Below are 19,537 nucleotides of genomic sequence, written 5' to 3'. Positions count from 1 at the left end.
TCCATCCCTCTGACCAGGGACGGAGCCCCGGTCAAGGTTGCCTGTTCCGTTCCTGTTCCGTGAGCGTCGGAAGCAGGAGCGCGTCAATCACTCCACGCCCGAGGTCGTCTTGGTCCGGGAAGAGGTGGCCGTAGGTGTCCATCGTCTCCGCGATGGTGGCATGGCCCAAGCGGGTCTGGATCACCTTGGGATTGAGGTTCGCTTTGATCAGGCCGGAAGCGTAGAAGTGCCTCAGGTCGTGGAACCGGGTGCCCTTGGGAAGGCCGGCCTTTTCCACGGCCTCACGCCAGCATTCGTTGAACGACTTTCGCTGAGCGATACGACGGCACCGGTTGGTGATGAGCACGCCCTCCGGACCGGCTGGATAGCGCATCTGATGCTCTTCGACCTTGGCGAGAACGAGGTCATCGACGGGCAGCGTGCGGCGTGACGCCCTGGTCTTGAGCTCGACCAGTTCGCCGTTCTGCGCTTGGCGATGAACGAGAACACGCCTGGCTTCCAACTCGACCTTCGACACCGTCAACCCGAGGACTTCACCCAGACGAAGTCCAAGCCCGAAGCCGAGCCACACGGCCAGCTGGTAGCGCGGGGTCATCGCGTTGGCGAGGGCCAGGACAGCTTCTACCGGCAGCGGTTCGACCACGCGGGCCGTGATGCGAGGTAGCGGGACACGTGAGCAGGGGTTGTTGGGGATGTCACCGTCATCGACGGCGGCTTGCATGACGAGACGCAGGACCGCGAAAACGGTGTGCACCGTCGTCGGGGCCAAGGTCTTGTTCAGCCGTGCGACGACGGCTTTCATATCCGCCCTGGTGAGGCTGCCGATCCGCCTATCACCGATGGCCGGGATCAGATGCGCGTGCAGGTGGACGGTGTAGGTTTCGAGGCTATTGACCCTCAAGTGCACCTGCGACGGCAGCCACTTGTCCCGTGCGTACTCACGAAAGAGCAGCTTGCCCCTGCGTTCGTCGACATAGACGCCACGGAGCCGGTCAGCCTCTTTAGCCGTCCCGTGATTCGTCGCCTGGACTTTGGTCGTGAAGGCTTTCGTCTCCTCCTTGCCATCCGGCCCGATCCAGATGGCGAGCCAGCGCTTGGCCTCCTTGCTGCCGCCGTTGTCGGGATGGCGCTTCGTCTTCTGCCGATGCTTTTGACCATCCGATCCCGTGACAGTTCGGAACCAGAGGTCACGGACGCGCGCCATCAGGCCGCATCTCGCTGCTGGCGGAACCAGTCGAGAACGTCCTCCTCCAGGTATCGGAGGTGACGACCGACACGAGCTCCCTTCGGACCGATTCCTCGGTGTCGCCACTGGTACAAGGTGGCGACGGGCACGCCGAGGAAGATCGAGACTTCTTCGGTGCTCCAAGTTCGCTGCGTGGTGGGATTCATGGTGGTGCACTCCGTTCGCAGTCTGAGGGTTGGTCAGGCGGCGAGCGGTGTGGACGGACTCTGTTCCCGTGTCTGGTGGGCGAGTTCTTCGCGTCCTGCTCGGGTGCGTTCGCGGGCTTGGGCCGCTGCCGTGTTGGCGAGGAGTTGGTCACCGGTGGTGTGCCAGCCGGTGCCTGCGTAGGTGAGGAATCCGATGACGAGGGTGGTTTCCTCGGTTTTGGTGTCAAGGGTGGCTTGACGCTGGAATGGCGTTGGTTCGGGGTGTCCCTCTGGCCCTTGCTGGCCTCGGTTGAGGGCGTGTGTGCGTCTGTAGGCGGCTCGTTGTTCGCGGATGGAGCCGAAAGTGATCGAGTAGCGGCGAGCTTTGGTGAGGAAGTGTCCACCAAAGCCGAGCATGTGGGCCCACCTGCGCAGTCCGGCCCAGTCGGGAGTTTGCCCGAGTTTCCAAGCGGCGTCGATGAGCCGTTCCGCGTGAGTGCCATGGGGGTCGGCGTACAGGCCGATGGTGTCGGTGGTGAGCCGCCGGGAGGTGTGGCCGGTGGCTTCGGTGCCCTTGGTGGAGTACTTAGCCAGGTAAGCGGCGACGGCTTGGTCGTCGAGAGCATCGCCGGAGGCCGACAAGGAGATGGGACGGATCTCGTGCTGGCCGCCCCAGGTGATGTGCCAGCCGCCGGGCTGGTTGGGATGGGGGCCGGTGGTGTAGGCGATGGTGGTGGCGGCGAGGGTGACGGCGGCGGTGATGTCGTCGGTGGTGATGCCGCTTGGGGGTGGGGTGATGGTGTCGGGCTGGTCGGGGTCGATGCCGTCGAGGCGGAGCAGGATGTGGAAGTGGACGGCTCCGCGTGCTTGGTATTCGGCGGCTTTGCCGTGGGAGAGCCGGACTCGTGGCAGGCCGCGTTGCCGGGCGAGCTGGTTGAGGTGTCGTTCGGCGTGTTGCTTGGTGCGGCGCCAGAGTTCTCCGGCGTGGTGGTTCCACACGACGTGGTGGCTGTGGTCGTAGCAGTCGGCGCACAAAGGCCGGCCGAGCTGTTCATCACTCGGGGTGTGGCGCTGCCAGCAGACCAGCGGCCTGCCATGCGGGCAGGTGGGTGCGTCGCGGCGAGCGTGACAGGGGGCCGGTCGGCAGGTGCAGCGGATTTTGTCGCGGCAGGCGCAGCGGTGGACGTTGCGGGTGTGGACGGGGCCGAAGGAGGGGGCGGTGAGGGTGGCGAAGACGGCCGGGTGGGTGCGGACGGTGTCGGGGATGGTCTTGCCGCCGACGAGTCCGGCCCGGACGAGGTGGTAGGCGTCGTGCTGGTAGGTGGTGGCGCAGGCGGGGCAGACGGTGTGGCGGCGGTTGCCGCACGCTTTGTAGATGACGCCGTCGGGCAGGGTCGAGGTGTGCCGGGCGTCGAGGATCTCGCCGGTCCGGGTGTCGACGGTGGCCAGGTTGCCGTGCAGCCGGATCGGGTGGGTGCAAGCCGCGGCTGACTCGACGTGGCTGAGCCAGGCGGTGTAGCCGGGGCGTGCGGCGCGTTCCAGGGCGGTGCGGATGTGCTGGCTGGTTTCGTTCGTGAAAGGGCTGGACAGCGGGGTTTCGGTGTTCGCCCCCACGCCCGGGGCCGGAGATGTGGTCCCGGGGGTGAGAGCCAGCGCCGAAGCGGTGTCGAGCTGGAGTTGCATGGGTCAGTGCTGTCCTTCCAGGGCGGGGGTGGGCAGGTGCAGGACCGGCAGGGCCGGGGTCCGCTCCTGGAGGGTGCGGTCGGTGGGCGCGTGGTCCTGGCGCTCGTGGCCGGAGGGCGCTTCCGCAGGTTCGGGCAGGGTTTCCGGTGTGGTTTCCGGGTCGGGCTCCGGCGCGATGGCGGTTGCGGCCGTGTCGGGTGTCGCCGGTCGGGTGGGGGTGCGGGAAAGCACCAGCTTGGTAAGGGCGAGGAAGGCCAGGGCGGGGATAGCGGCGATCAGCCAGCCGGTGGGGTGGGGTTTGGCGACGGCGATTTGGGCCGCGATGGACAGTCCGGCGGAGGCGATGAGGACGATCATCGGGTAGACGATGGTTTGGCCGTTGCGCTTGCGGCGGCGGACTTCCAGGCCGGAGGCGGTGGGGGTGAGTTCGGAGATGACGGCGTTGGCCCAGCCGAACCATTCGCCGGTTCCGGCGGGGCTGTTGGCCATGGTCCAGTCGTGGACGTGGGTGAAGGAGGCTGCTCCGGCCATGAGGCCGACGAGGAGCAGGATGACGAGCTGCACCGTCGATTCGATGCGTTCGGTTCGGTTACCGGGTGAGGACATGGTGTTCCTCCTGGGCGTCACGTCGTTGCGGGACGACGGGGTGATGGCAGTCCGTGCAGGTGATCGAGGCGGTGGCGAGTAGCGGGGCCGCGATGTGGGTGATGCGGTCGCACGCGCAGATGGCCGGCACGAGGTCGGGCATGTAGGGCGTGATGGCGTCCGCTGCGATGTGTTCGGGCTGGTTCCAGCCGGTGACACGGGGTGCGACGCCGCACAGGGGGCAGCAGCGTGAGGCTCCGCCTCGGTTCTTGAGGGAGCGTTCGAGGTTGCGTCCGCCGGTCCAGGTGCGGGCGAGGGCGAAGTCGATACCTGCGGCGGTGATGACCTTCATAAGGTGGGCGCCGGTGCCGTTACGGTGCTGGCGCAGGCGGCGGCTCACGTCGCCGGGAGTCCAGCCGATGTAATGACGGGCGTGCTTGTATGGCCGCTCGAAATGCAGCAGGTAGACGATTCCCGCGCTCATGGGCGTTCACCGCCCCAGCGCTGTTGAGCGGCCTGGCGGGTGATGCCGAGAGGACGGGCGATGTCGGCCCAGGAGTAGCCGTAGTCGGCGCGAAGCTCGGTGACGGCCTGGGCGATGGCGTGGTCGAGTTCGGCGACGACGCCAGCGAGGTCGGCCAGAGCTTCAATGTCGCCTTCGGCGATGCGCTTGCTGTAGGCGCGGATGATCCGCTTGAGGAACGCGGCGTAGTCCGGGGTTTCGATGGAGCGGCTCATGAGGCGCTCCGCTTACTGAGACGTACACGCGTGGCCTTGTCGAGAGCGGCCAGCTGCTTGTCAGTGGGCTTGCGCTTGGGCAGCGCGCGGGTGACGTCGTAGAGGTAGGCGACCCGGCCGCCTTTGCGCCACAGGATCTGGGCGACGGGAGTTTGTCCGCCAGGGCGCAGGCCGAGGGCGGTGAGCTGGCGTCGGGTCTTCAGGTGCTTGGGGGCCCACTTCCACGGATAGGTGGGCAACCTGTACTGACTGCCGGTGGGGTCGTAGAAGACGACTCGGGTGCCAGGGGTGGCGTTGAGTTGTTCGAGCTGCGGTATCCGGGCAGCGGACGCGGGAATAGAGTGCATGACAGTTCTGCTCCTTTGCTTGGTCGCTGGGAGTGAGCTGAAAGCGGGGGCCGGAAGTCTTTGGCGAGAGGTCCGGCCCTCGCGTATGTGTTCAGTCAGTGCCGTGAGGCAAGACGATGGGGTCGCCGCAGCAGGCGCAGTGCCAGCCATCGGTGATCAGGTAGGTGGTGCGGCACTCTCCGTCGCACAGGACGAGGTCGGCGATGCCGTTGCTGTCGGTGCCGAAGATGAGCCAGGGGGACTGGCAGATCGGGCAGACCAGCGCCCAGGAGATGAGGCACATGGCGAGCGTCTCGGCGCAGGGCGGGCAGTAGCAGCGCCCGTTGTCGCGGTGGCCGATGACCCAGCCGGCCGGTGTCGCCTCCAGCAGGGCGACCGTATTGGGGCAGCGGTTGTCACACTGGGCGGTCCAGTTGCGCAGGTCGGGGCTGCCGTTGGGGTGGTATGCCTTGTGGATCACAGCGGCCTCCACTGGGGGTCGTCGTAGGCGGATGCCGGGACGGTCATCGCGGTCGTCGCCGGAGTGTTGTCGAGGTCGTTCTTGAGCCAGAACATGGGCAGCTGCCAGGTGTAGGGGCGGCTGAGTGCGTCGTACCAGCGGGTGTGCTGGATGATCTGCGGGCTTTCCAGCCACGCGATTTCGGGGGTGACGATGCTGGGGTGGGTCTCAGCGAGCATCGAGGTACACCTCCCCGCACCAGGTGCATTCCAGGGCGTTCTCGTGACCCTGGTCGGTGGTGATGGTGATCTCGGTGAAGCTGCTGTTGCTGCATTCGATGCAGCACAGAGGCAGCGTTTCCACGCTGACGTCACTGGGGGATTCGTCGGGCCAGGGCACCTCTTCCAGGGCCGGGACCGTGTGGTGGTGCATGGTGTTCTCCGTTCAGGCGGCGAGAGGTACGGCGGCCTGGTCGCCGTTGCGGCGGATCCAGGTGACGTAGTCGACGAGCTGGTGAATGTGCGCGTCGGTGAGGTAGGCGGCTTTGACCAGGTGCGGGATGCCGCCTTCGGCGATGAGGTAGAAGACGCCGGGGGTTTGCGGGCTGATGGCCTGGGCGTTGAATCCGGCCGAGGCCCAGCCGTGCCCGAGGATGATGTCGGAGCTGTTGGGGGTGGTGCAGCGGAAGGCTGCCCGGTAGCCGAACAGGTCCCGCAGCGAGGTGGGGATGATGTCCACGCTGGGGCGCTGGGTGGCGGCGATGACCGGCATGGCGCAGGCGCGGCCTCGTGCGACCAGGTCGCGGACGAGCGCGATGAACTCTTTCTGCTGCTCGGGCGTGCCGATGGTGGCGGTGTAGTAGGCGAGTTCGTCGATGAAGACGCCGATGACTTTGATGGCGTCGCTCGGCAGGAACTTGCGGCGGCCGTGGGCGACGAGCCAGGAGTAGCGGCGGTCCATCACCTTTTGCAGGCGTCGCAGGACGCGTAGGGCCTGGTCGATGTCGGGGCCGACGAAGACGCCGCCGGATGCTTCGGCAGCTTCCATCCACATCCCCAGTTCGACCCATTTGGGGTCGAGCAGGACGGGGGTGAAGTCGTGGCACAGGAAGGCGTGCCCGACGAGGTTTTGGATCAGTACGGATTTGCCGCCGCCGGGTTCTCCGGCGTCCAGCAGGTTGTGATACACCAGGTCGAGGTAGGCCGGGTTGCCGGATTCGTTGATCCCGATGAACACCGGGTCGAACATGGACATCGACGGCGCTACCGGGATCGTGGCCGCAAGGTCAGGAACAGCCGGGTGCATGGCAGCGTCACCTCTTACGTGTCAGATGCGATGTGAAGAGGTGCTACCGGGAGGAATGGAACGAGAAATCTCCCGGTAGCGGACGACGCGTCAGATCCAGTCGAGGTCAGGGTTGTCCGTGGCCGTCTTGGCGGGAGTGCCGCCTACGGCCTGGGGTCGGCCGGCCTTTCTGGCCGGACGCTCGGCAGGCTCAGCGTCGTCGGTGTCCGGCACGTCAGCGAGATCAAGCTGAGCCGGAACGGTGGCGATCGGCCGGGTAATGGCCGGGACATCGGTCGGCAGGTCCTCGGTGAGGGGGGAGCCGACCAGGCCGCCGAGGACATCACGACGTTTGATGTCCAGATAGATGGCGGCGGAATTCGTGGTGCGTGCCTTGGTCACGGTGACCGAGGCGGCCCAGCAGGCGACGGCGATTCTGCCGAGCTGGGATTCGACCTGATCCAGCGACAGGCCCGGACGTAGCCAGACCAAGACGCGTTCCCCGACCGGGATGGGCTTGGCCAGACCGATGAACGGCAGGTGGCCATGCCGGTCCGTGGGGAGGAAGGAGGTAAAGCAGGTGCGCAGCCGGTGCCGGACGATGAGACACCACAGCAGCGCGATCACGTAACGACGCGAGGCGGGAACCAGACCGCATCCAGCGATGACGCTGGCGTAAGCGGCGCCGGTGATGAGCGGGTTCGTCTGGCCTTGCAGATACACCCAGCCGCCGATCAGCAGCACGAGCAGGGCGATTTCCGGCAGCCACCACCAGATGGCGCGCAGCACGGGCCAGATGGCGATGATGGACGCCACGAGGCCGCCGATGAGAGTGCCGGCCACCAGGCCGATCGGGACGGCGGCGAGCGGGGGCAGGTAGTAGGCGGCGATGACGGCGGCGAAGATGCCGACGACCGCCAGGACCACATAGAAGGTGATCTTCGCGGTGCGCAGGTAGCTGTACTGCACGTTGGCCTGAACGACCGTGACAGAGCTACCACGACGGCCGGTGCCGCCTCTGTTGTGGTTGTGCGTCCCGAAGGTACGCTTAGACATGGCTCTCCTCCTCATTGCGAGGGCGGGGGGTTGGGAGCGGGGCCGTGCGTTGTAGTGGGCGATACGGTCCCGCTTGCGTTATCCCGGGAGTTGCCGCAGAGATCGGTCCTCACTCGAAAGTCAGAACCGATCCCAACGACTGAGAAATCAGGCCGGAAAGGTAGTGGAAGCTCTCCGGTCAGAGATGATCAAGCCCTGGTGAAGGGCGTTGATACGCGGCTACTTCGCGGTGAAGTAGAAGTGGTTGCCGCAGGCGAGGCAGGTAACTTCTCCGCCGCGCGAGTCCATGGACGTGATCTGGAAGTTGTCCCTCTGCTCACACTCGGGACAAACCACGTCCTTGCCGCCGATGTTGATCCCCATAACGACCTCCTAGATCGTTGATGGCCGGGATTGTGATGGCTCGAACTGGAGCGAATCGCTCCGCAGCAGCAGGTGAGAACCTGCTACATGGATCACCGATGACGCCGCTTTCCTGGCGCTGAAGGGCGTTGCGGTCTACTTGCTGACCGGAGCACCAGCGGGCTTGATGTCAGCCGCGCGGAAGGCCACGCCGTTGCGACCGTTGGTCGCCCAAGGCAGTGCCTCCAGCTTGAACAGAGCGACCTGAGAACCAACGCTCACCGTGGGCCTTTCACCGGCCGTGGTGACGTTGATCATCTCGCCGCCCGTCTCGTCCAGCGCCATGACCTGCGTGACCCACATCGGTCGGCCGGTCTCCCGCTCGGACTTCTGACGCCCGTTCTGGTCGGACTTCTCGACCGCTTCCTTCGTCACCATGAACGACTTGCCGGTGACATCGATCAAGAGCTTCACGAAGCTCACCTCCGAATCGAGGGCCGCACCCCTGTGGTGCGAACTCCCTTGCAAGCTCCATGGAACAGTCGCCAGACGTAGACTGGTAGTTGTTGTCCGATGCCTACTGTTGCCTACCCCTTGAAGACAATTGAGGCAACGGTAAAGCTGCACGTAGGGTGGTGAGTATGGCGATCTTCGGTGACAAGCTTAGGCAACTCCGCCTTGAGCGCGACCTCTCTCTATCCCGTTTTGCTGTGCAGGTGAAATACGACAAGGGATACCTTTCCCGGCTTGAAACGGGCAAAAAGGCACCGTCTGAAGAAGTGGCTCGTGCGTGCGATGTTGCCTTGAACGCACGCGGCGACCTCATCGCTGCAGCTCACGCTGACATCGCAGCAAACAGAGACCTTCGCCCTTGGCAGACTGCTGAGCTAATCAGTCGAATCCACAAATCGGACACGGATGCCATAACGATCGATGCTCTGCACTCCACGATCTTTGAGCTTGGCTGCGAGTACGCCTATCGCGATGCGGAAAGCTTGAGAAATGACGCGCATGAATGGCTGCGCCGAATAGCGGGCATGCTCCGTAAACCGGTCGGCCTTAAGGCTCACACCGAGCTCCTCACCGCCACCGGCTGGCTAGCTTTGCTTGTTGGGTGCCTGGAGTACGACATGGGCCTTAGGACGGCTGCTGAAGTCACCCGAACTGCTGCTCACAAGCTCGGGGAGGAAGCAGGCAACACGGAGATCATTGGCTGGTCTCATGAAATGTCTGCCTGGTTCGCACTCACTCAGGGCAGGTACCGAGACGTTATCGGCCCCGCCTGTGCAGCACAGGACATCAGCCGCAATCACTCCGTTGTTGTCCAGCTCATCGCTCAAGAAGCGAAGGCTCTCGCACGTATTGGTGATTCTCGCAAGCTACGTGCAACTCTTGAACGAGGTCATGCCGTACTCAACAAGTTCCCAGTCCCTGAGCGTACAGATAATCACTTCATCGTGGACCCTGCAAAGTGGGACTTCTACGCCATGGACGCCTACCGACTTGCGGGGGAGGATTCCCTTGCCGTCACGCACGCGAACGTGGTGCTGGCAAACTCAGTCGGGCCAGACGGAACTATCCGTGCTCCGATGCGTAGAGCGGAAGCCCAACTCACGCTCGGAGTAGCAGCAGCGCGAGACGGAAATCTCGACCAAGCAATCTCGCTAGGACGAGAAGCGCTGGAGTCCGGCCGGAAGTCGATTCCTTCACTTCTCATGGTTGCTGGGGAACTGGACGCAGTGCTTGAGAAACGCTACTCCAATGAGCCCGAGACCGAAGAGTTTCGCGAGCTGCTGCGGTCCCTCCGGTAGCCGCTATCACCGCTTCCCGGGTCTGCCTGTCATTCCGAGGGCTGTGAGAACTTTCTCTACAAACTTAAAGCGGCCCTGACCGGGCCGCACGCGCCGCCGACGCGACGCGGGCCGGGCACTCCACTTGGGCTCCATGCCCGACCCGCAAAACGCCGGTCGGCTGGCGCGGACGAGGGCAGGGCCGCATTCGAAGGCGCACTACTCTGCTCACGGGGTCGAGCTGGTCGGCGCACGCGGTGGCGGTCACGGGGCTGGCCTTACTACGTGCCTCCGGCGGGGGCGCTCCGGCTCCGGGATGGGCGAGCGTGCGCTCGTGTCGGCGGTGGGTGGTTAAGGTGGAAAGCCCATCCCGTCTGCCGTCGACCCAGGCAAGCCCAGCAGACCGCCTCCTCCGCCGCAAGCCCGGCCGTGACCGTTGGCATCGCATGACCGAGGAAGGTGCCCAGGCGAAGGGACACGCCAGGCCAGGCTTGCACCTCCGTCGCCGGCCCGCTGCCGCCCTGCGGTGGGTCGACGGCAGACGGGATGGGCCGAGAGGCCAGCTGAAAAAGGTGTCCTTATGGCCGAGTGACGTAACACCGACTGATCCCTTTCGGATATGTGACTATAGCCCATCTGTCACCGGACGCCCAGAACGGACAACTAGGCATGGAGCAGGCACTCAATATCGCAATTCCACTCATAGCGGGTTTGATTGGAATCGCATATGGCGCACGCTTAACGCGAGACAATGAAGCCCGGAAATGGCTTCGCGAACAACGCCTTATTCATTACGCCCAAACACTCGACAAAATTCAGGCAATAGAAGAAGCCTTTGTCTCACTCGAACAAGCAGTACTTAACGACAAGAAAGATCTAATTCCTGACAAATATCGAGCATTCATTGCAGCCTCGGGAAACAAATGGAACCAAAGTACTATCTCTTTAATTGGCTCACATATGCTGAACGATTCATTGGTGAGGTACATGCTCATATGCTCAAAACGAATAATGCTATTGCCTGAGTTGATCGAAACCACTGACGCAAAAGCCTGGAATTCGATACAACAGGATGCCATCGACCTATGGACTTTGGTCAAAGTGCATATGCACTCAGATATGGGGATGCATACAAACTCCTGGTTTCATTCATACAAGAAGAAAAGCAAGTTCATCCTCAAAAAAGCCATCAAGCGCAAGAAATCACCTCGCGTATCAATATCCGGATATCCTTCGCTAGAAGAATTGAGGCTTCTGCGCGATATCGGCACCCAAAAATCAACTCAATCAGAGTAATCTGCCGGGGTGTTATTTAGGCGAGAAAATACCCAACAATCATTGCGTGATCAAGGAATGCTGAAGGTGTTCATAAATGAAAAAATGGGTCGTTGGCGCTGTGGCCCTGCTCCTCCTCTGGTCAATCGGCACTTATGTCCGCATCGAACGACAAAACCGCTGCGCACCATTACACTCAGCAGCAACCAAGCTGCGGGCCGAAGTGACTCAACAAATCACTGAACGCCGCACTGGGGTCAATCAATCCCATCCCAAATCTTTCGATGAGCTCGATAGTCAGCTAGCCGAACTCGATACGCAGTTTGCTGAAACAGACGCGTTGTGGAAATTTTGGGCTAACATCGTCCTGAGCGATCCTTCCTGCTTCACTGAGGACGAAGTAAAGGGCGCCCAGGCGAACCTTCAATATAAACGCGCGACGATACCGCAAATCGAATGGAGGCTAATAGCCTTCATTTGCTTTGACGGCTGGCGATCACCATCCAGTGGGAGCGGTACATGCAGCCACCATGGAGGCATCCGATCCTCGGCCTGGCGTGATTCTAATGGTCGCGAAAAGATCTGCGTCTACACTAGGACCAGCCGATGCCCCTATGATAATTAAGAAAACCTTCACGACCAAGCATCAGGTCTAGGCTGTTGATTAGCCAAGGGATCTAAGAGAATCAGAACGAAAACTGCATCTCTCTTTGCTGTATCCAACCTTTGTGCATCAGAACATCAAGATCCCTATTCGAGTCCCAGTTACCGGGTAGACGGGCACCGCAGCCACGGTGAGCGGTGGATCTTGTTCCGTCTCTGTTCCGCCACAGCCCAAGAAGCGCCGGAAGCTGCTGACAACTGCTGAGAGGTGCTTCCGCAGCTCAGAACCGAGATCGCGAAGCAAGCCAAGGTCAGCGAATCGCTTAGAACAGAACCCGGCCTACAGGCCGGCTCGTCACCTATTTGCGGCCCTGGCCCGGCATGGAACAGCCGGCGCGCATGCGCAGGGCACATCGGGGCACTTCGGCCTGACGCTCGTGGGCGCAGCACGGGTTACATCTCCTACCGGATCGGTTCAGAGGTGCCGGCTGGGAGCTCCCTTACGCGAAGGTAAGGCCCGTGGGCGACTCTGGCACGGCGGCGACCCGCAGGCGTACTGTCACATCGAATAGGCGTTCGATCCCCGGATTGCTCATGGTCGGTGCAGGAAGGTGTCCCCTTTCGGCAACCCCGTCGTTTGCCGGGAGCATCAGCAGCCGTCTCTGTTCGCAGCAAACCCGATGGACCAACTACACAACGGAGTAGGGAGACATGAACGCGGAATTCCTCCCGGCCGGTTCTGTTTCACATGATGACCCAGCGGTCGAGCGTGCAATGGCAGCAATTGATGGGCTGGCGCCCACCGAACAGAGGGAGCTCCTCCGTAGCACCTACCGTGCCACGCTGGCCTTCCAGCGAACCAAGAATGTTGACCACCTGGTGCATTTCGCAAACAATCTCTTCGCGACCATTCGTCTGCGCGGCAATCCTGATTATGTCGAAGCGGTAAGGAGTGCCTCGAAGGATCGCGCGGGCGCGGGTGAGTCGCTGGACATCAATGAGGTGCTCAACCGACTCATGGAGTAGCCATGGCGGAGCTTCGGCTCCAGGCGGGAAGCGATCGGGTGCTCGCAAGGTGGTGGAACTCGGCCAGCTGTAAGGAAGGAGATCATCAGCTTGTCGCAAAAGTGCTTGAGACCATCCGAACCGGAGCCTGGCCGAATCGATGGTACTGGACTGAAGATCTGGCAGACGATCCAACCATTCTTCGACCAATATCCATCTGGCCGAGAGAAGGTCTGGTTGTCACGATCCGGTTCTGGCCGGCAGAAGACCCTCCTGAGGTTGAATTGATCAAAATTCTCGACCTGGCCGACCTGTCCGAACACGACCTTCGGGAAGAGGTCTGATCAAACACTTCGCTTGTAGCTGCGCGCGCACGCTGTCCGGCTTCAGGCGCCAGGTTGCCGTGAAGACCCACGGTCGTGGTGATGGACTCATGCCCCGACCGCCGCGACACTCCGAGATGGGCGCGCCCTCAGCGAGCGCCGTACTGGCAAAGCGTCCTGCTCGTAGATGTTCATCAGCGAAGTCAACCTTGCGTGTATAAGGATGCAGAGCATTCGATCAGTCACGCTGATCGACGACATATGGCCGCCTCTTGGGGTTGCGCAGTCGGGAATTGATGGGCGGCCTCTATAACCCATTTCGAAGTGCCTGCGGTACGAACACGTCAGCGAACTCGCGGGCTACCAGCGGCAACCGTGGCACGTACGGATCCTGCGGCCGCCGTGCCGACCCTGAATCATCCTCACGCCATGAGCTCGAGACGACGAGGCGGTGCTCAGCAGCTTCTGCCGACCCACCTGGAGAGCCCGCAGCCGGCCTCGCGGTGGACTCCATGGCTGTCGGCGTGAGACGTTCGAAGCAGGCGGGGAGGTGACGCGTGGATGCCCTAGAGCTCCAGTTCCACCAGGCGATGGTGGAGATCTATCACACGGCGAAGCGGGACCTTGGTTACAACGCGACTCGCTTCATCCAGATGGTCTCCAATCGCGGCGGCCTCGCGACCGCCAAATTACTCCTGTGGAGTGACCAGGTGTCCGACGGTTTCGAGACCCTCCGCAGCCACGGCCGGCTGGACCTCTCGGTTGAGGCGCACGTACTGAAGGACGAGTTTGCGGAGCTCTTCACCGACGAGGAACGGCAACGAGCGCGGGAACGGCTCGATCTCCTGCGCTGACTGACGGAAAGGGCGTAGCGGGGGCACGTCGACAGCGGTCGGCAAGCACTGTCCAATGATGGCGCCGTTCCCGCAGCTCCCGCCGTAATCCCTCCTTATCCGCAGATCACCGGCCGGTCTGTCACGAGTCGCGAGATCGTAGGTGTCCAAGTGAGCCGGCCCCGCTTCCAGCGGGCTTGTCCGTTCCCCTGAGCCGGTGGGCCGGGGGAGGTAGGGGAGACTGGGGCGGTGAGTAACGAGAACGGTCCCACCGCGGCCCCCGTGCGGAGCACCTCCATCGTGGTGCTCACCCTGGCGCGGCAGATCGAGACCGAGCTCAACGCCGCACTCGCGCCGCTCGACCTCACGGTCAGCCGGCTCGGGCTGCTCGGCCACATCGCCGCCATGCCCGGGGTGTCGTTCAGCGACCTGGCGCGGATGTCGGGCATCACCGTCCAGAGCGTCCACGGGGCGGTGAAGGCGCTGGCCGGGGCCGGGCTGGTGCACGACACCACGGCGCGCGCCGGCTCCGCCTCGGCGATCGAGCTCACCCCCGAGGGCAGCCGCCTGCTGAGAGCGGCGCGGGCGGCGGTGAGCGAGGTCGACGACCGGATGTTCGGCCCCGGGGCGGACCCGATCCGGCGGCAGGTGGGCGACGCCGTGCGCGCCGCCTTCGCGGGCCTGTCCGCGTCCTGACCTCACGCTTCTCCCGGCCGGACGCCGGTCCGTGCCTCACACGCGGAGCCCTCCTTCAGGCACCCTGAAGGTTGTCTGCTAGGTTTCAGGCATCCTGAAGGTCGTGAGGAGAACTCATGGAAGATTTCCTGCTGTCGGTGCACGTGCTCGCCGGGATCGTCTTCATCGGGGGCTCGGCGGTCGCCACCAGCCTGTTCCCGCGATACGTGCCCGTCGCCGCCGTGCCCGCCGCCGTACCAGCACAGGGCGGCGCCCCGGCGGGGGCGGACGAGCGCAGCCGTGCCGTGGCCGTCGCGCTGCACCGCATCACCCGCGGATACAGCCTCTTCGGCGTCGTCGTGCCCGCCGCCGGGCTCGTCCTGGCCTTCGTCCAGGGACGTACCGGCGAGATCTGGATCACCCTCGCGATGATCCTCACCGCCGCCGCGGGGGTCCTGCTGGCGCTGCAGATCCACCCCCGGCAGCGCGACGCGCTCGCCACTCCCGGCGACCGGGACCGGCTGCGCCCGCTCACCATGCTCGCCGGGGTGTACAACCTGCTCTGGGCCGTCGTCGTCGTCCTGATGATCGTGCGCCCCGGCTCGGACGGGGGCGCGTGAGCGTGGAGCGGACGCTGCGCGTCGCCGCCGTCGTCGAGGCCGTCTCCCTGGTGGTCCTGCTGGTCAACGTGTTCACCGTGCACAACGGGGTGATCACGTCGCTCGGCGGGCCGCTGCACGGCTCCGCCTATCTCACCGTCATCGTGACCACCCTGCTGGTGCCGGCCGCCGCCTCGTCCGGGGCCCGCTGGCGGGCCGCCGTCCCCGGCGCCGGCGGGCTGCTCGCGGTGCGCCGCATCCCCTGGAACGACTCCCAAGGAGGCTGACGTGATGGACGCGTACGGAAACCTGCCCTTCCCCTGGACGGCGCTCACGCTGGACGCGGTCCGCTTCGCCCGGGACCTGGAGGAGCCCGCGATCTTCAACCACAGCATGCGCGCCTACCTCTACGGCCGCTTCCTCGGCGACCGGCAGGGGCTGCGGCCCGGCCACGACTACGACGACGAGCTGCTGCTGCTCGGCTGCGTGCTGCACGACGCCGGGCTCACCGAGCCGGGCAACGGCGAGCAGCGCTTCGACCTCGACGGCGCCGACCTGGCCGCGGAGTTCCTCACCGGCCAGGGGGTGGCGCCCGAGCGGGTAGAGATCGTCTGGGACGCGATCGCCCTGCACCTGTGCCCGGAGATCGCCGCGCGCAAGCGGCCGGAGATCGCCCTGGTGATGGCCGGATCGGGGTACGACCTCGGGCCGGAGGGGCCGGCCCTGCCGCCGGGCTACGCCGACGCCATCCACGCCGTGCTGCCGCGGCTGCACGCCGCCGCCGTGCTCCACGACGCCATCGTCGGGCAGGCGCTCGCCAAACCGCGGAAGGCGCCGCCGTACAGCATGCCCGGCGAGCTCGTCCGCCAGGTGACCGGGCAGGTCTGGCCGACCTGGCGGGAGCTGATGGAGGCCTCCGGGTGGGACGACTACGACGGCTACCGGCGCTGAGCGGCGAAGCGCGCGGCCCCGGTGCGGGCGCGCGCTTCCGTCGCGAGGGTGACGGGCAATCAACCCGTGGGCTGACGACCGCCCCCGCCCGCCGGGCCTAACGTCTGCGGCATGTTCAACGACCAAGTGACCTTCCGGCGCGTCTCGGCGGGCATCCTGCTGATCATCGCGCCGCTGCTGCAGGCCGTGGCCGTCGTCGTCGACCCCGGCACGTGGGGCGACGAGCGCGAGGCGGTCAGCTTCGGCGACAACCCGGTCCTCGCCCAGACCCAGTCCGTGCTCTACCACTGGAGCTGGATGCTCATGGCCGTGGCCGCGTTCGGGCTGGTGCATCTCACCCGGCGCAGGGCGGTCAGGCTCGGGCACGTGGCGGGCGCGAGCACGGTGATCGGCTACCTCTCGCTGTCCGGGCTGCTGCTGAGCGACCCGGTGGAGTGGTGGCTGGGGCAGCACCACTCGCCGGAGGAGGCGCAGCGGATCCTCGACGAGATGCTCGGCCTGCCCGGGGTGACGTTCGGGTTCCAGATGCCGTGGATGTTCCTCGGGTTCCTGGGGTTGCCGGTGCTGATCGCGGCGGTGTGGCGGGCCGGGTTCGTCGGCTGGTGGGCGCCCGCGCTGGTCGCCGGCGGTTACGTGGGATCGTTCGCGGTCTCCTACGGGCCGCTGACCGCGGTCTTCTGGACGGTGCCGGTCATCGCCCTCGGCTGGATCGGGGTGAAGATGCTGCGCATGGGCGACGAGGCGTGGGCCGCCTACTATCCGTCGGCCGTGCCCGCCCGGGTGATGGCATGACCCTGGCGCTCCCGGGGACGAGAGGCGGAGGCGCCTCCGCCTCTCCGGCCCCTGGGAGTGAGGACCTGCACCCGACAGTAGGCCGGTCCGCCGCCACCGTCCGCGCACAAATACCCACAGGCAGCCCCACAGACAGCCCCACAGGCAGCCCTGCGGTCAGCTCTTGACCGTGAGCGACGACGGCGCCGGCGGCAGGATGTGCACCCGCGCCGAGCCGATGTCGAAGTAGAGGCCCACCAGCTTCAGCCGCCCCGCCCTGACCTGCTCGTCGACCTTGCGGTAGGTGCGCAGGTTCTCCAGTTGCTGCTGGACGTTGACCCGGCAGAGCACGTCCAGGGCACCGCCGTCGAGCCGGTCGCCCTCCATCTCGATGAACCTGGCCAGGCTGTGATTGCCGTGCCGCAGCCAGCGCCGCATCCCCGGCAGGCTGCCGGCCTTCACCCCGCCGCTCAGCAGCCCCGCCATCGCCCCGCAGCCCGAATGCCCGCACACCGTGATCGTGTGCACCCCCAGAACCTGGGTCGCGTACTCGATCGCCGCCCCCACCGAGTCGTCGTGCGGCTCGGAGCCCCGGCGCGGCACCAGGTTGCCGATGTTGCGCACCGTGAACAGGTCACCCGGGCCGCTCGACGTGATCAGGCTCGGCATGATCCGCGAGTCGGCGCACGTGATGAACAGGTGCGTCGGCTGCTGCTTACCCGCCAGCTCGGTGAAGATCGGCCGCACCAGCGGCGCCGTGCGCCGGTGATACTCCCGCGCGCCCACCGTGAGCTGGCAGTCGGCCTGCCCGCCCGCGCCGTGCAACGGCAGCATCCGGTGCGGTTTGCGGCGCCCCCGGTGCGACCACGGCAGCCACGACCGGTCCGGCGGCCGCGACGGCGTCTTGGCCGGGTACATGCGGGCGCCGCTGGCCGCCAGCGTGTACCACTCGTCGTGCAGCTCGTCGATGTCGACGGTGCCGCCCGACCTCTCGTGCTCCAGCCGCCAGGAGTGGAGCGCCTCGAAGGCGGCGTTGTCCATGAAGTCGATGTTCAGGTCGAGGTCCACGGACGCGCCCGCGGGGATGGCGCGCAGCTCCTGGGTGAGCCTCGGCACGCCGAGGAACGTCAGCGAGCCCGAGATCGTCGCGTGGTGGCGTCCGTCGGATTCCTTGCGCGTCCGGACCGTCACCCACGTCAGCCGCCGCAGGGCGAGCAGCGCCGCCAGGGCCAGCCCGAACAGCACGCCCTCGGCCAGCCCGAGCACGACCACGCCGCCCATGGTCACCATGTAGACCGGGACCTCGCCGTGCCCGTGCACCTTGCGGACATGGCCCAGGTTGACCATCTGCACGCCGATGAAGACCAGCAGCGCCGCCAGCGCCTCCATCGGGATCAGCTGGATCGTCCAGCCGAAGCCCAGCGCGAACATCAGCACCCACACCCCGTGCAGGATCGTCGACATCCGGCTGCGCGCGCCCGCCTTCACGTTCGTGGTGCTGCGGACGATCACACCCGCCAGCGGCAGTCCGCCGAGCGCGCCCGTCACCATGTTGGCCACGCCCTGACCGGCCAGCTCCTGGTCCAGGTCGCCGCGCGGGCCCTTGTGCATGCTGTCGACCGCCACGGAGCAGAGCAGCGACTCGACCCCCGCCAGCAGCGCCACCAGGAGCACCGCGGCGACGATCACGTGCCAGTCGCCCTGCGGCAGCACCGGGAAGGCCCAGTCGGTGAACGTGCCCGACAGGTCGATGCGCGTGACGTCCCAGCCGAACGCCCACGCGCACAGCGACGCCACCACCAGCGCGGCCAGCGGCGACGGCACCGCCTTGACCGGTTTCGGCAGCCGGACCCACAGCACCAGTACGCCGATCATCAGCAGGCCCACCGCGATCTTGTGGCCGTGCAGCTCGGCCAGCTGACCCGGCAGCTCCACCAGGTTCGCCATCGCCGAGCGCTGCGGGCTGCCGCCCAGCACGATGTGGAGCTGCGAGAGCGCGATGACCACGCCGACGCCGGCGAGCATGCCGTGGATGACCGCCGGCGACACCGCCAGCGCCGCCCGGGCGGCCCGGAACACCCCGAGCACCAGCTGCACCGCCCCCGCCAGCAGGGTGATCATGCAAGTGGCCCGCCAGCCGTAGGTCTGGACGAGGTCCGCGACCACCAGCGACAGGCCCGCTGCCGGGCCGCTCACCTGCACGGCCGAGCCGCCCAGCGCCCCGGCGACGATCCCGCCGACCACGGCGGCGATCAGCCCTGCGGCGAAGGGGGCGCCCGAGGCCATCGCGATGCCCAGCGAGAGGGGCACCGCGACCAGGAACACCACGAGCGAGGCAGGCACGTCGTATCTCAGCGTGCTCAGCACGCTACGCTTGGTGACGCGGATCATGCGCAAACCCTAATGCCGCCGACGTCGCTCGTGAGACGTCCATCACGGGTTTTACCGAAGGGCCACGAAGCCTCGGCCTTCGCGTACGGGATGAAGACGCTCCCGACGCACTTGCCCGCGCACGAACAAGATCCCCGCCCGAAGCTTCGGGGCGGGGATCCGGTCAGCTGTCGGACGCCGTGACGATCAGCGGTAGTAGTCGGGGAACTCCTGCTCGGGAGTCGCCCGGCGGCGTCCGCCGCCACTGGGCCTGGCACCCTGCTCGGGCGTGCCGTACATCTCGCCGTAGGTCGGCCACCCGCCGGCCGGCGCCGGCGGCTCCGGCCACTCGGCCTGGCCCGGCTGGGTCATGCCGGGGCTGGTGAAGTCGCCGGTCTCGTACGCGTACGACTGCGCGGGGGCCTGCACCGGAGGCGGCGCGGACAGCACGTCGTCGTAGGCCGAGACGGCGCGGGCGGGGGCCGTTGGGGTGCCGG

26 protein-coding genes and 1 pseudogene are annotated in these 19,537 nt (G+C 65.6%); 11 read left to right on the top strand and 16 right to left on the bottom strand.

Annotation, left to right across the window (positions count from 1 at the left end):
- Nucleotides 1-31: 31 nt before the first annotated feature.
- The 14 genes from ADY59_RS21750 to ADY59_RS21695 all read right to left on the bottom strand — a co-directional run bounded on the left by ADY59_RS21750 (nt 32) and on the right by ADY59_RS21695 (nt 8,319).
- Nucleotides 32-1,204, bottom strand: coding sequence for a tyrosine-type recombinase/integrase (locus ADY59_RS21750; RefSeq protein ID WP_049564917.1), 1,173 nt, complete (start codon nt 1,202-1,204; stop codon nt 32-34).
- Nucleotides 1,204-1,392 (bottom strand): helix-turn-helix transcriptional regulator, encoded by a 189-nt coding sequence (locus ADY59_RS48885; RefSeq protein ID WP_082310296.1) that lies wholly within the window; start codon nt 1,390-1,392, stop codon nt 1,204-1,206. Before ADY59_RS48885 ends, ADY59_RS21750 begins: the two co-directional genes overlap by 1 nt.
- 33 nt (nt 1,393-1,425) lie before the next feature.
- Entirely contained in the window at nt 1,426-3,054 is a 1,629-nt protein-coding gene (locus ADY59_RS21745; RefSeq protein ID WP_049564915.1) for a replication initiator, read from the bottom strand.
- A gap of 3 nt (nt 3,055-3,057) precedes the next feature.
- A complete protein-coding gene (locus ADY59_RS47610; protein WP_053175018.1) occupies nt 3,058-3,660 on the bottom strand; it encodes a hypothetical protein in 603 nt (200 codons plus the stop codon).
- On the bottom strand, nt 3,644-4,123 hold the full coding sequence (locus tag ADY59_RS51565) for a hypothetical protein (protein WP_063780730.1): 480 nt from the start codon (nt 4,121-4,123) through the stop codon (nt 3,644-3,646). The genes ADY59_RS47610 and ADY59_RS51565 overlap by 17 nt, the downstream gene beginning before the upstream one ends.
- Nucleotides 4,120-4,377 carry a hypothetical protein gene (locus ADY59_RS21730; protein ID WP_049564914.1) on the bottom strand — a complete coding sequence of 86 codons (258 nt, stop codon included), beginning with the start codon at nt 4,375-4,377 and terminating at the stop codon, nt 4,120-4,122. The genes ADY59_RS51565 and ADY59_RS21730 overlap by 4 nt, the downstream gene beginning before the upstream one ends.
- Nucleotides 4,374-4,724, bottom strand: coding sequence for an RRQRL motif-containing zinc-binding protein (locus ADY59_RS21725; protein WP_053175015.1), 351 nt, complete (start codon nt 4,722-4,724; stop codon nt 4,374-4,376). Before ADY59_RS21725 ends, ADY59_RS21730 begins: the two co-directional genes overlap by 4 nt.
- A gap of 91 nt (nt 4,725-4,815) precedes the next feature.
- Nucleotides 4,816-5,184, bottom strand: coding sequence for a hypothetical protein (locus ADY59_RS21720; protein ID WP_156325647.1), 369 nt, complete (start codon nt 5,182-5,184; stop codon nt 4,816-4,818).
- Entirely contained in the window at nt 5,181-5,402 is a 222-nt protein-coding gene (locus ADY59_RS21715; RefSeq protein ID WP_049564910.1) for a hypothetical protein, read from the bottom strand. Before ADY59_RS21715 ends, ADY59_RS21720 begins: the two co-directional genes overlap by 4 nt.
- Nucleotides 5,392-5,595, bottom strand: a complete 204-nt coding sequence (locus ADY59_RS21710) for a hypothetical protein (RefSeq protein WP_049564908.1) — start codon at nt 5,593-5,595, stop codon at nt 5,392-5,394. The genes ADY59_RS21715 and ADY59_RS21710 overlap by 11 nt, the downstream gene beginning before the upstream one ends.
- Nucleotides 5,596-5,607: 12 nt before the next feature.
- Complete coding sequence (locus tag ADY59_RS21705) at nt 5,608-6,468, bottom strand: FtsK/SpoIIIE domain-containing protein (protein WP_049564907.1); 861 nt, start codon at nt 6,466-6,468, stop codon at nt 5,608-5,610.
- Between the two features lie 90 nt (nt 6,469-6,558).
- Nucleotides 6,559-7,503: a hypothetical protein gene (locus ADY59_RS21700; RefSeq protein WP_156325646.1), complete on the bottom strand. Its 945-nt coding sequence runs from the start codon at nt 7,501-7,503 to the stop codon at nt 6,559-6,561.
- Between the two features lie 219 nt (nt 7,504-7,722).
- Nucleotides 7,723-7,866 (bottom strand): hypothetical protein, encoded by a 144-nt coding sequence (locus tag ADY59_RS50180; RefSeq protein WP_156325645.1) that lies wholly within the window; start codon nt 7,864-7,866, stop codon nt 7,723-7,725.
- Nucleotides 7,867-8,001: 135 nt separating this feature from the next.
- On the bottom strand, nt 8,002-8,319 hold the full coding sequence (locus tag ADY59_RS21695; RefSeq protein ID WP_049565027.1) for a hypothetical protein: 318 nt from the start codon (nt 8,317-8,319) through the stop codon (nt 8,002-8,004).
- A 167-nt stretch (nt 8,320-8,486) separates the two neighbouring features.
- Here ADY59_RS21695 and ADY59_RS48875 point away from each other — a divergent pair, with 167 nt between their 5' ends.
- The 11 genes from ADY59_RS48875 to ADY59_RS21660 all read left to right on the top strand — a co-directional run bounded on the left by ADY59_RS48875 (nt 8,487) and on the right by ADY59_RS21660 (nt 16,691).
- Entirely contained in the window at nt 8,487-9,656 is a 1,170-nt protein-coding gene (locus ADY59_RS48875) for a helix-turn-helix domain-containing protein (protein ID WP_082310295.1), read from the top strand.
- A 648-nt stretch (nt 9,657-10,304) separates the two neighbouring features.
- The gene (locus ADY59_RS50175; RefSeq protein ID WP_156325644.1) at nt 10,305-10,931 is read left to right on the top strand and encodes a hypothetical protein; all 627 of its coding nucleotides are present in this window, start codon (nt 10,305-10,307) and stop codon (nt 10,929-10,931) included.
- Between the two features lie 76 nt (nt 10,932-11,007).
- Nucleotides 11,008-11,535 (top strand): hypothetical protein, encoded by a 528-nt coding sequence (locus ADY59_RS50170; RefSeq protein ID WP_156325643.1) that lies wholly within the window; start codon nt 11,008-11,010, stop codon nt 11,533-11,535.
- Nucleotides 11,536-12,224: 689 nt separating this feature from the next.
- Entirely contained in the window at nt 12,225-12,539 is a 315-nt protein-coding gene (locus ADY59_RS21690; RefSeq protein ID WP_156325642.1) for a hypothetical protein, read from the top strand.
- A gap of 2 nt (nt 12,540-12,541) precedes the next feature.
- On the top strand, nt 12,542-12,862 hold the full coding sequence (locus ADY59_RS50165; RefSeq protein WP_156325641.1) for a hypothetical protein: 321 nt from the start codon (nt 12,542-12,544) through the stop codon (nt 12,860-12,862).
- A 536-nt stretch (nt 12,863-13,398) separates the two neighbouring features.
- The gene (locus tag ADY59_RS21685; RefSeq protein WP_197093774.1) at nt 13,399-13,695 is read left to right on the top strand and encodes a hypothetical protein; all 297 of its coding nucleotides are present in this window, start codon (nt 13,399-13,401) and stop codon (nt 13,693-13,695) included.
- A 228-nt stretch (nt 13,696-13,923) separates the two neighbouring features.
- Nucleotides 13,924-14,370, top strand: a complete 447-nt coding sequence (locus ADY59_RS21680; protein ID WP_049564901.1) for a MarR family winged helix-turn-helix transcriptional regulator — start codon at nt 13,924-13,926, stop codon at nt 14,368-14,370.
- A 116-nt stretch (nt 14,371-14,486) separates the two neighbouring features.
- Nucleotides 14,487-14,969 (top strand): hypothetical protein, encoded by a 483-nt coding sequence (locus tag ADY59_RS21675; RefSeq protein WP_049564900.1) that lies wholly within the window; start codon nt 14,487-14,489, stop codon nt 14,967-14,969.
- Entirely contained in the window at nt 14,966-15,235 is a 270-nt protein-coding gene (locus ADY59_RS21670; RefSeq protein WP_197093773.1) for a DUF3817 domain-containing protein, read from the top strand. The genes ADY59_RS21675 and ADY59_RS21670 overlap by 4 nt, the downstream gene beginning before the upstream one ends.
- Before the next feature lie 4 nt (nt 15,236-15,239).
- Nucleotides 15,240-15,899, top strand: coding sequence for an HD domain-containing protein (locus ADY59_RS21665; protein WP_049565023.1), 660 nt, complete (start codon nt 15,240-15,242; stop codon nt 15,897-15,899).
- A gap of 111 nt (nt 15,900-16,010) precedes the next feature.
- Nucleotides 16,011-16,691, top strand: a complete 681-nt coding sequence (locus ADY59_RS21660) for a hypothetical protein (protein ID WP_049564896.1) — start codon at nt 16,011-16,013, stop codon at nt 16,689-16,691.
- A 156-nt stretch (nt 16,692-16,847) separates the two neighbouring features.
- Here ADY59_RS21660 and ADY59_RS21655 read toward each other — a convergent pair whose 3' ends face one another.
- On the bottom strand, nt 16,848-19,061 hold the full coding sequence (locus ADY59_RS21655; RefSeq protein ID WP_049564894.1) for a SulP family inorganic anion transporter: 2,214 nt from the start codon (nt 19,059-19,061) through the stop codon (nt 16,848-16,850).
- 186 nt (nt 19,062-19,247) lie between these two features.
- A pseudogene (locus tag ADY59_RS51560) lies at nt 19,248-19,537 on the bottom strand (hypothetical protein); the annotation flags it as partial.

Source organism: Nonomuraea sp. SBT364, from assembly GCF_001083785.1.
Lineage (GTDB): Bacteria > Actinomycetota > Actinomycetes > Streptosporangiales > Streptosporangiaceae > Nonomuraea.
Note: the sequence above shows the minus strand (reverse complement) of the source record. Positions and strands in the feature narration are given on the sequence as shown.

Excerpts from the sequence above, each read along its gene's own strand:
- ADY59_RS21660 (WP_049564896.1), top strand. The coding sequence starts at position 16,011 with ATGTTCAACGACCAAGTGACCTTCCGGCGCGTCTCGGCGGGCATCCTG.
- ADY59_RS51565 (WP_063780730.1), bottom strand. The coding sequence starts at position 4,123 with ATGAGCGCGGGAATCGTCTACCTGCTGCATTTCGAGCGGCCATACAAG.
- ADY59_RS21725 (WP_053175015.1), bottom strand. The coding sequence starts at position 4,724 with ATGCACTCTATTCCCGCGTCCGCTGCCCGGATACCGCAGCTCGAACAA.
- ADY59_RS48875 (WP_082310295.1), top strand. The coding sequence starts at position 8,487 with ATGGCGATCTTCGGTGACAAGCTTAGGCAACTCCGCCTTGAGCGCGAC.
- ADY59_RS21730 (WP_049564914.1), bottom strand. The coding sequence starts at position 4,377 with ATGAGCCGCTCCATCGAAACCCCGGACTACGCCGCGTTCCTCAAGCGG.
- ADY59_RS50175 (WP_156325644.1), top strand. The coding sequence starts at position 10,305 with ATGGAGCAGGCACTCAATATCGCAATTCCACTCATAGCGGGTTTGATT.
- ADY59_RS21710 (WP_049564908.1), bottom strand. The coding sequence starts at position 5,595 with ATGCACCACCACACGGTCCCGGCCCTGGAAGAGGTGCCCTGGCCCGAC.
- ADY59_RS21675 (WP_049564900.1), top strand. The coding sequence starts at position 14,487 with ATGGAAGATTTCCTGCTGTCGGTGCACGTGCTCGCCGGGATCGTCTTC.
- ADY59_RS50165 (WP_156325641.1), top strand. The coding sequence starts at position 12,542 with ATGGCGGAGCTTCGGCTCCAGGCGGGAAGCGATCGGGTGCTCGCAAGG.
- ADY59_RS21655 (WP_049564894.1), bottom strand. The coding sequence starts at position 19,061 with ATGATCCGCGTCACCAAGCGTAGCGTGCTGAGCACGCTGAGATACGAC.
- ADY59_RS50180 (WP_156325645.1), bottom strand. The coding sequence starts at position 7,866 with ATGGGGATCAACATCGGCGGCAAGGACGTGGTTTGTCCCGAGTGTGAG.
- ADY59_RS50170 (WP_156325643.1), top strand. The coding sequence starts at position 11,008 with ATGAAAAAATGGGTCGTTGGCGCTGTGGCCCTGCTCCTCCTCTGGTCA.
- ADY59_RS21715 (WP_049564910.1), bottom strand. The coding sequence starts at position 5,402 with ATGCTCGCTGAGACCCACCCCAGCATCGTCACCCCCGAAATCGCGTGG.
- ADY59_RS21690 (WP_156325642.1), top strand. The coding sequence starts at position 12,225 with ATGAACGCGGAATTCCTCCCGGCCGGTTCTGTTTCACATGATGACCCA.
- ADY59_RS21750 (WP_049564917.1), bottom strand. The coding sequence starts at position 1,204 with ATGGCGCGCGTCCGTGACCTCTGGTTCCGAACTGTCACGGGATCGGAT.
- ADY59_RS21665 (WP_049565023.1), top strand. The coding sequence starts at position 15,240 with ATGGACGCGTACGGAAACCTGCCCTTCCCCTGGACGGCGCTCACGCTG.
- ADY59_RS47610 (WP_053175018.1), bottom strand. The coding sequence starts at position 3,660 with ATGTCCTCACCCGGTAACCGAACCGAACGCATCGAATCGACGGTGCAG.
- ADY59_RS21700 (WP_156325646.1), bottom strand. The coding sequence starts at position 7,503 with ATGTCTAAGCGTACCTTCGGGACGCACAACCACAACAGAGGCGGCACC.
- ADY59_RS21745 (WP_049564915.1), bottom strand. The coding sequence starts at position 3,054 with ATGCAACTCCAGCTCGACACCGCTTCGGCGCTGGCTCTCACCCCCGGG.
- ADY59_RS48885 (WP_082310296.1), bottom strand. The coding sequence starts at position 1,392 with ATGAATCCCACCACGCAGCGAACTTGGAGCACCGAAGAAGTCTCGATC.
- ADY59_RS21705 (WP_049564907.1), bottom strand. The coding sequence starts at position 6,468 with ATGCACCCGGCTGTTCCTGACCTTGCGGCCACGATCCCGGTAGCGCCG.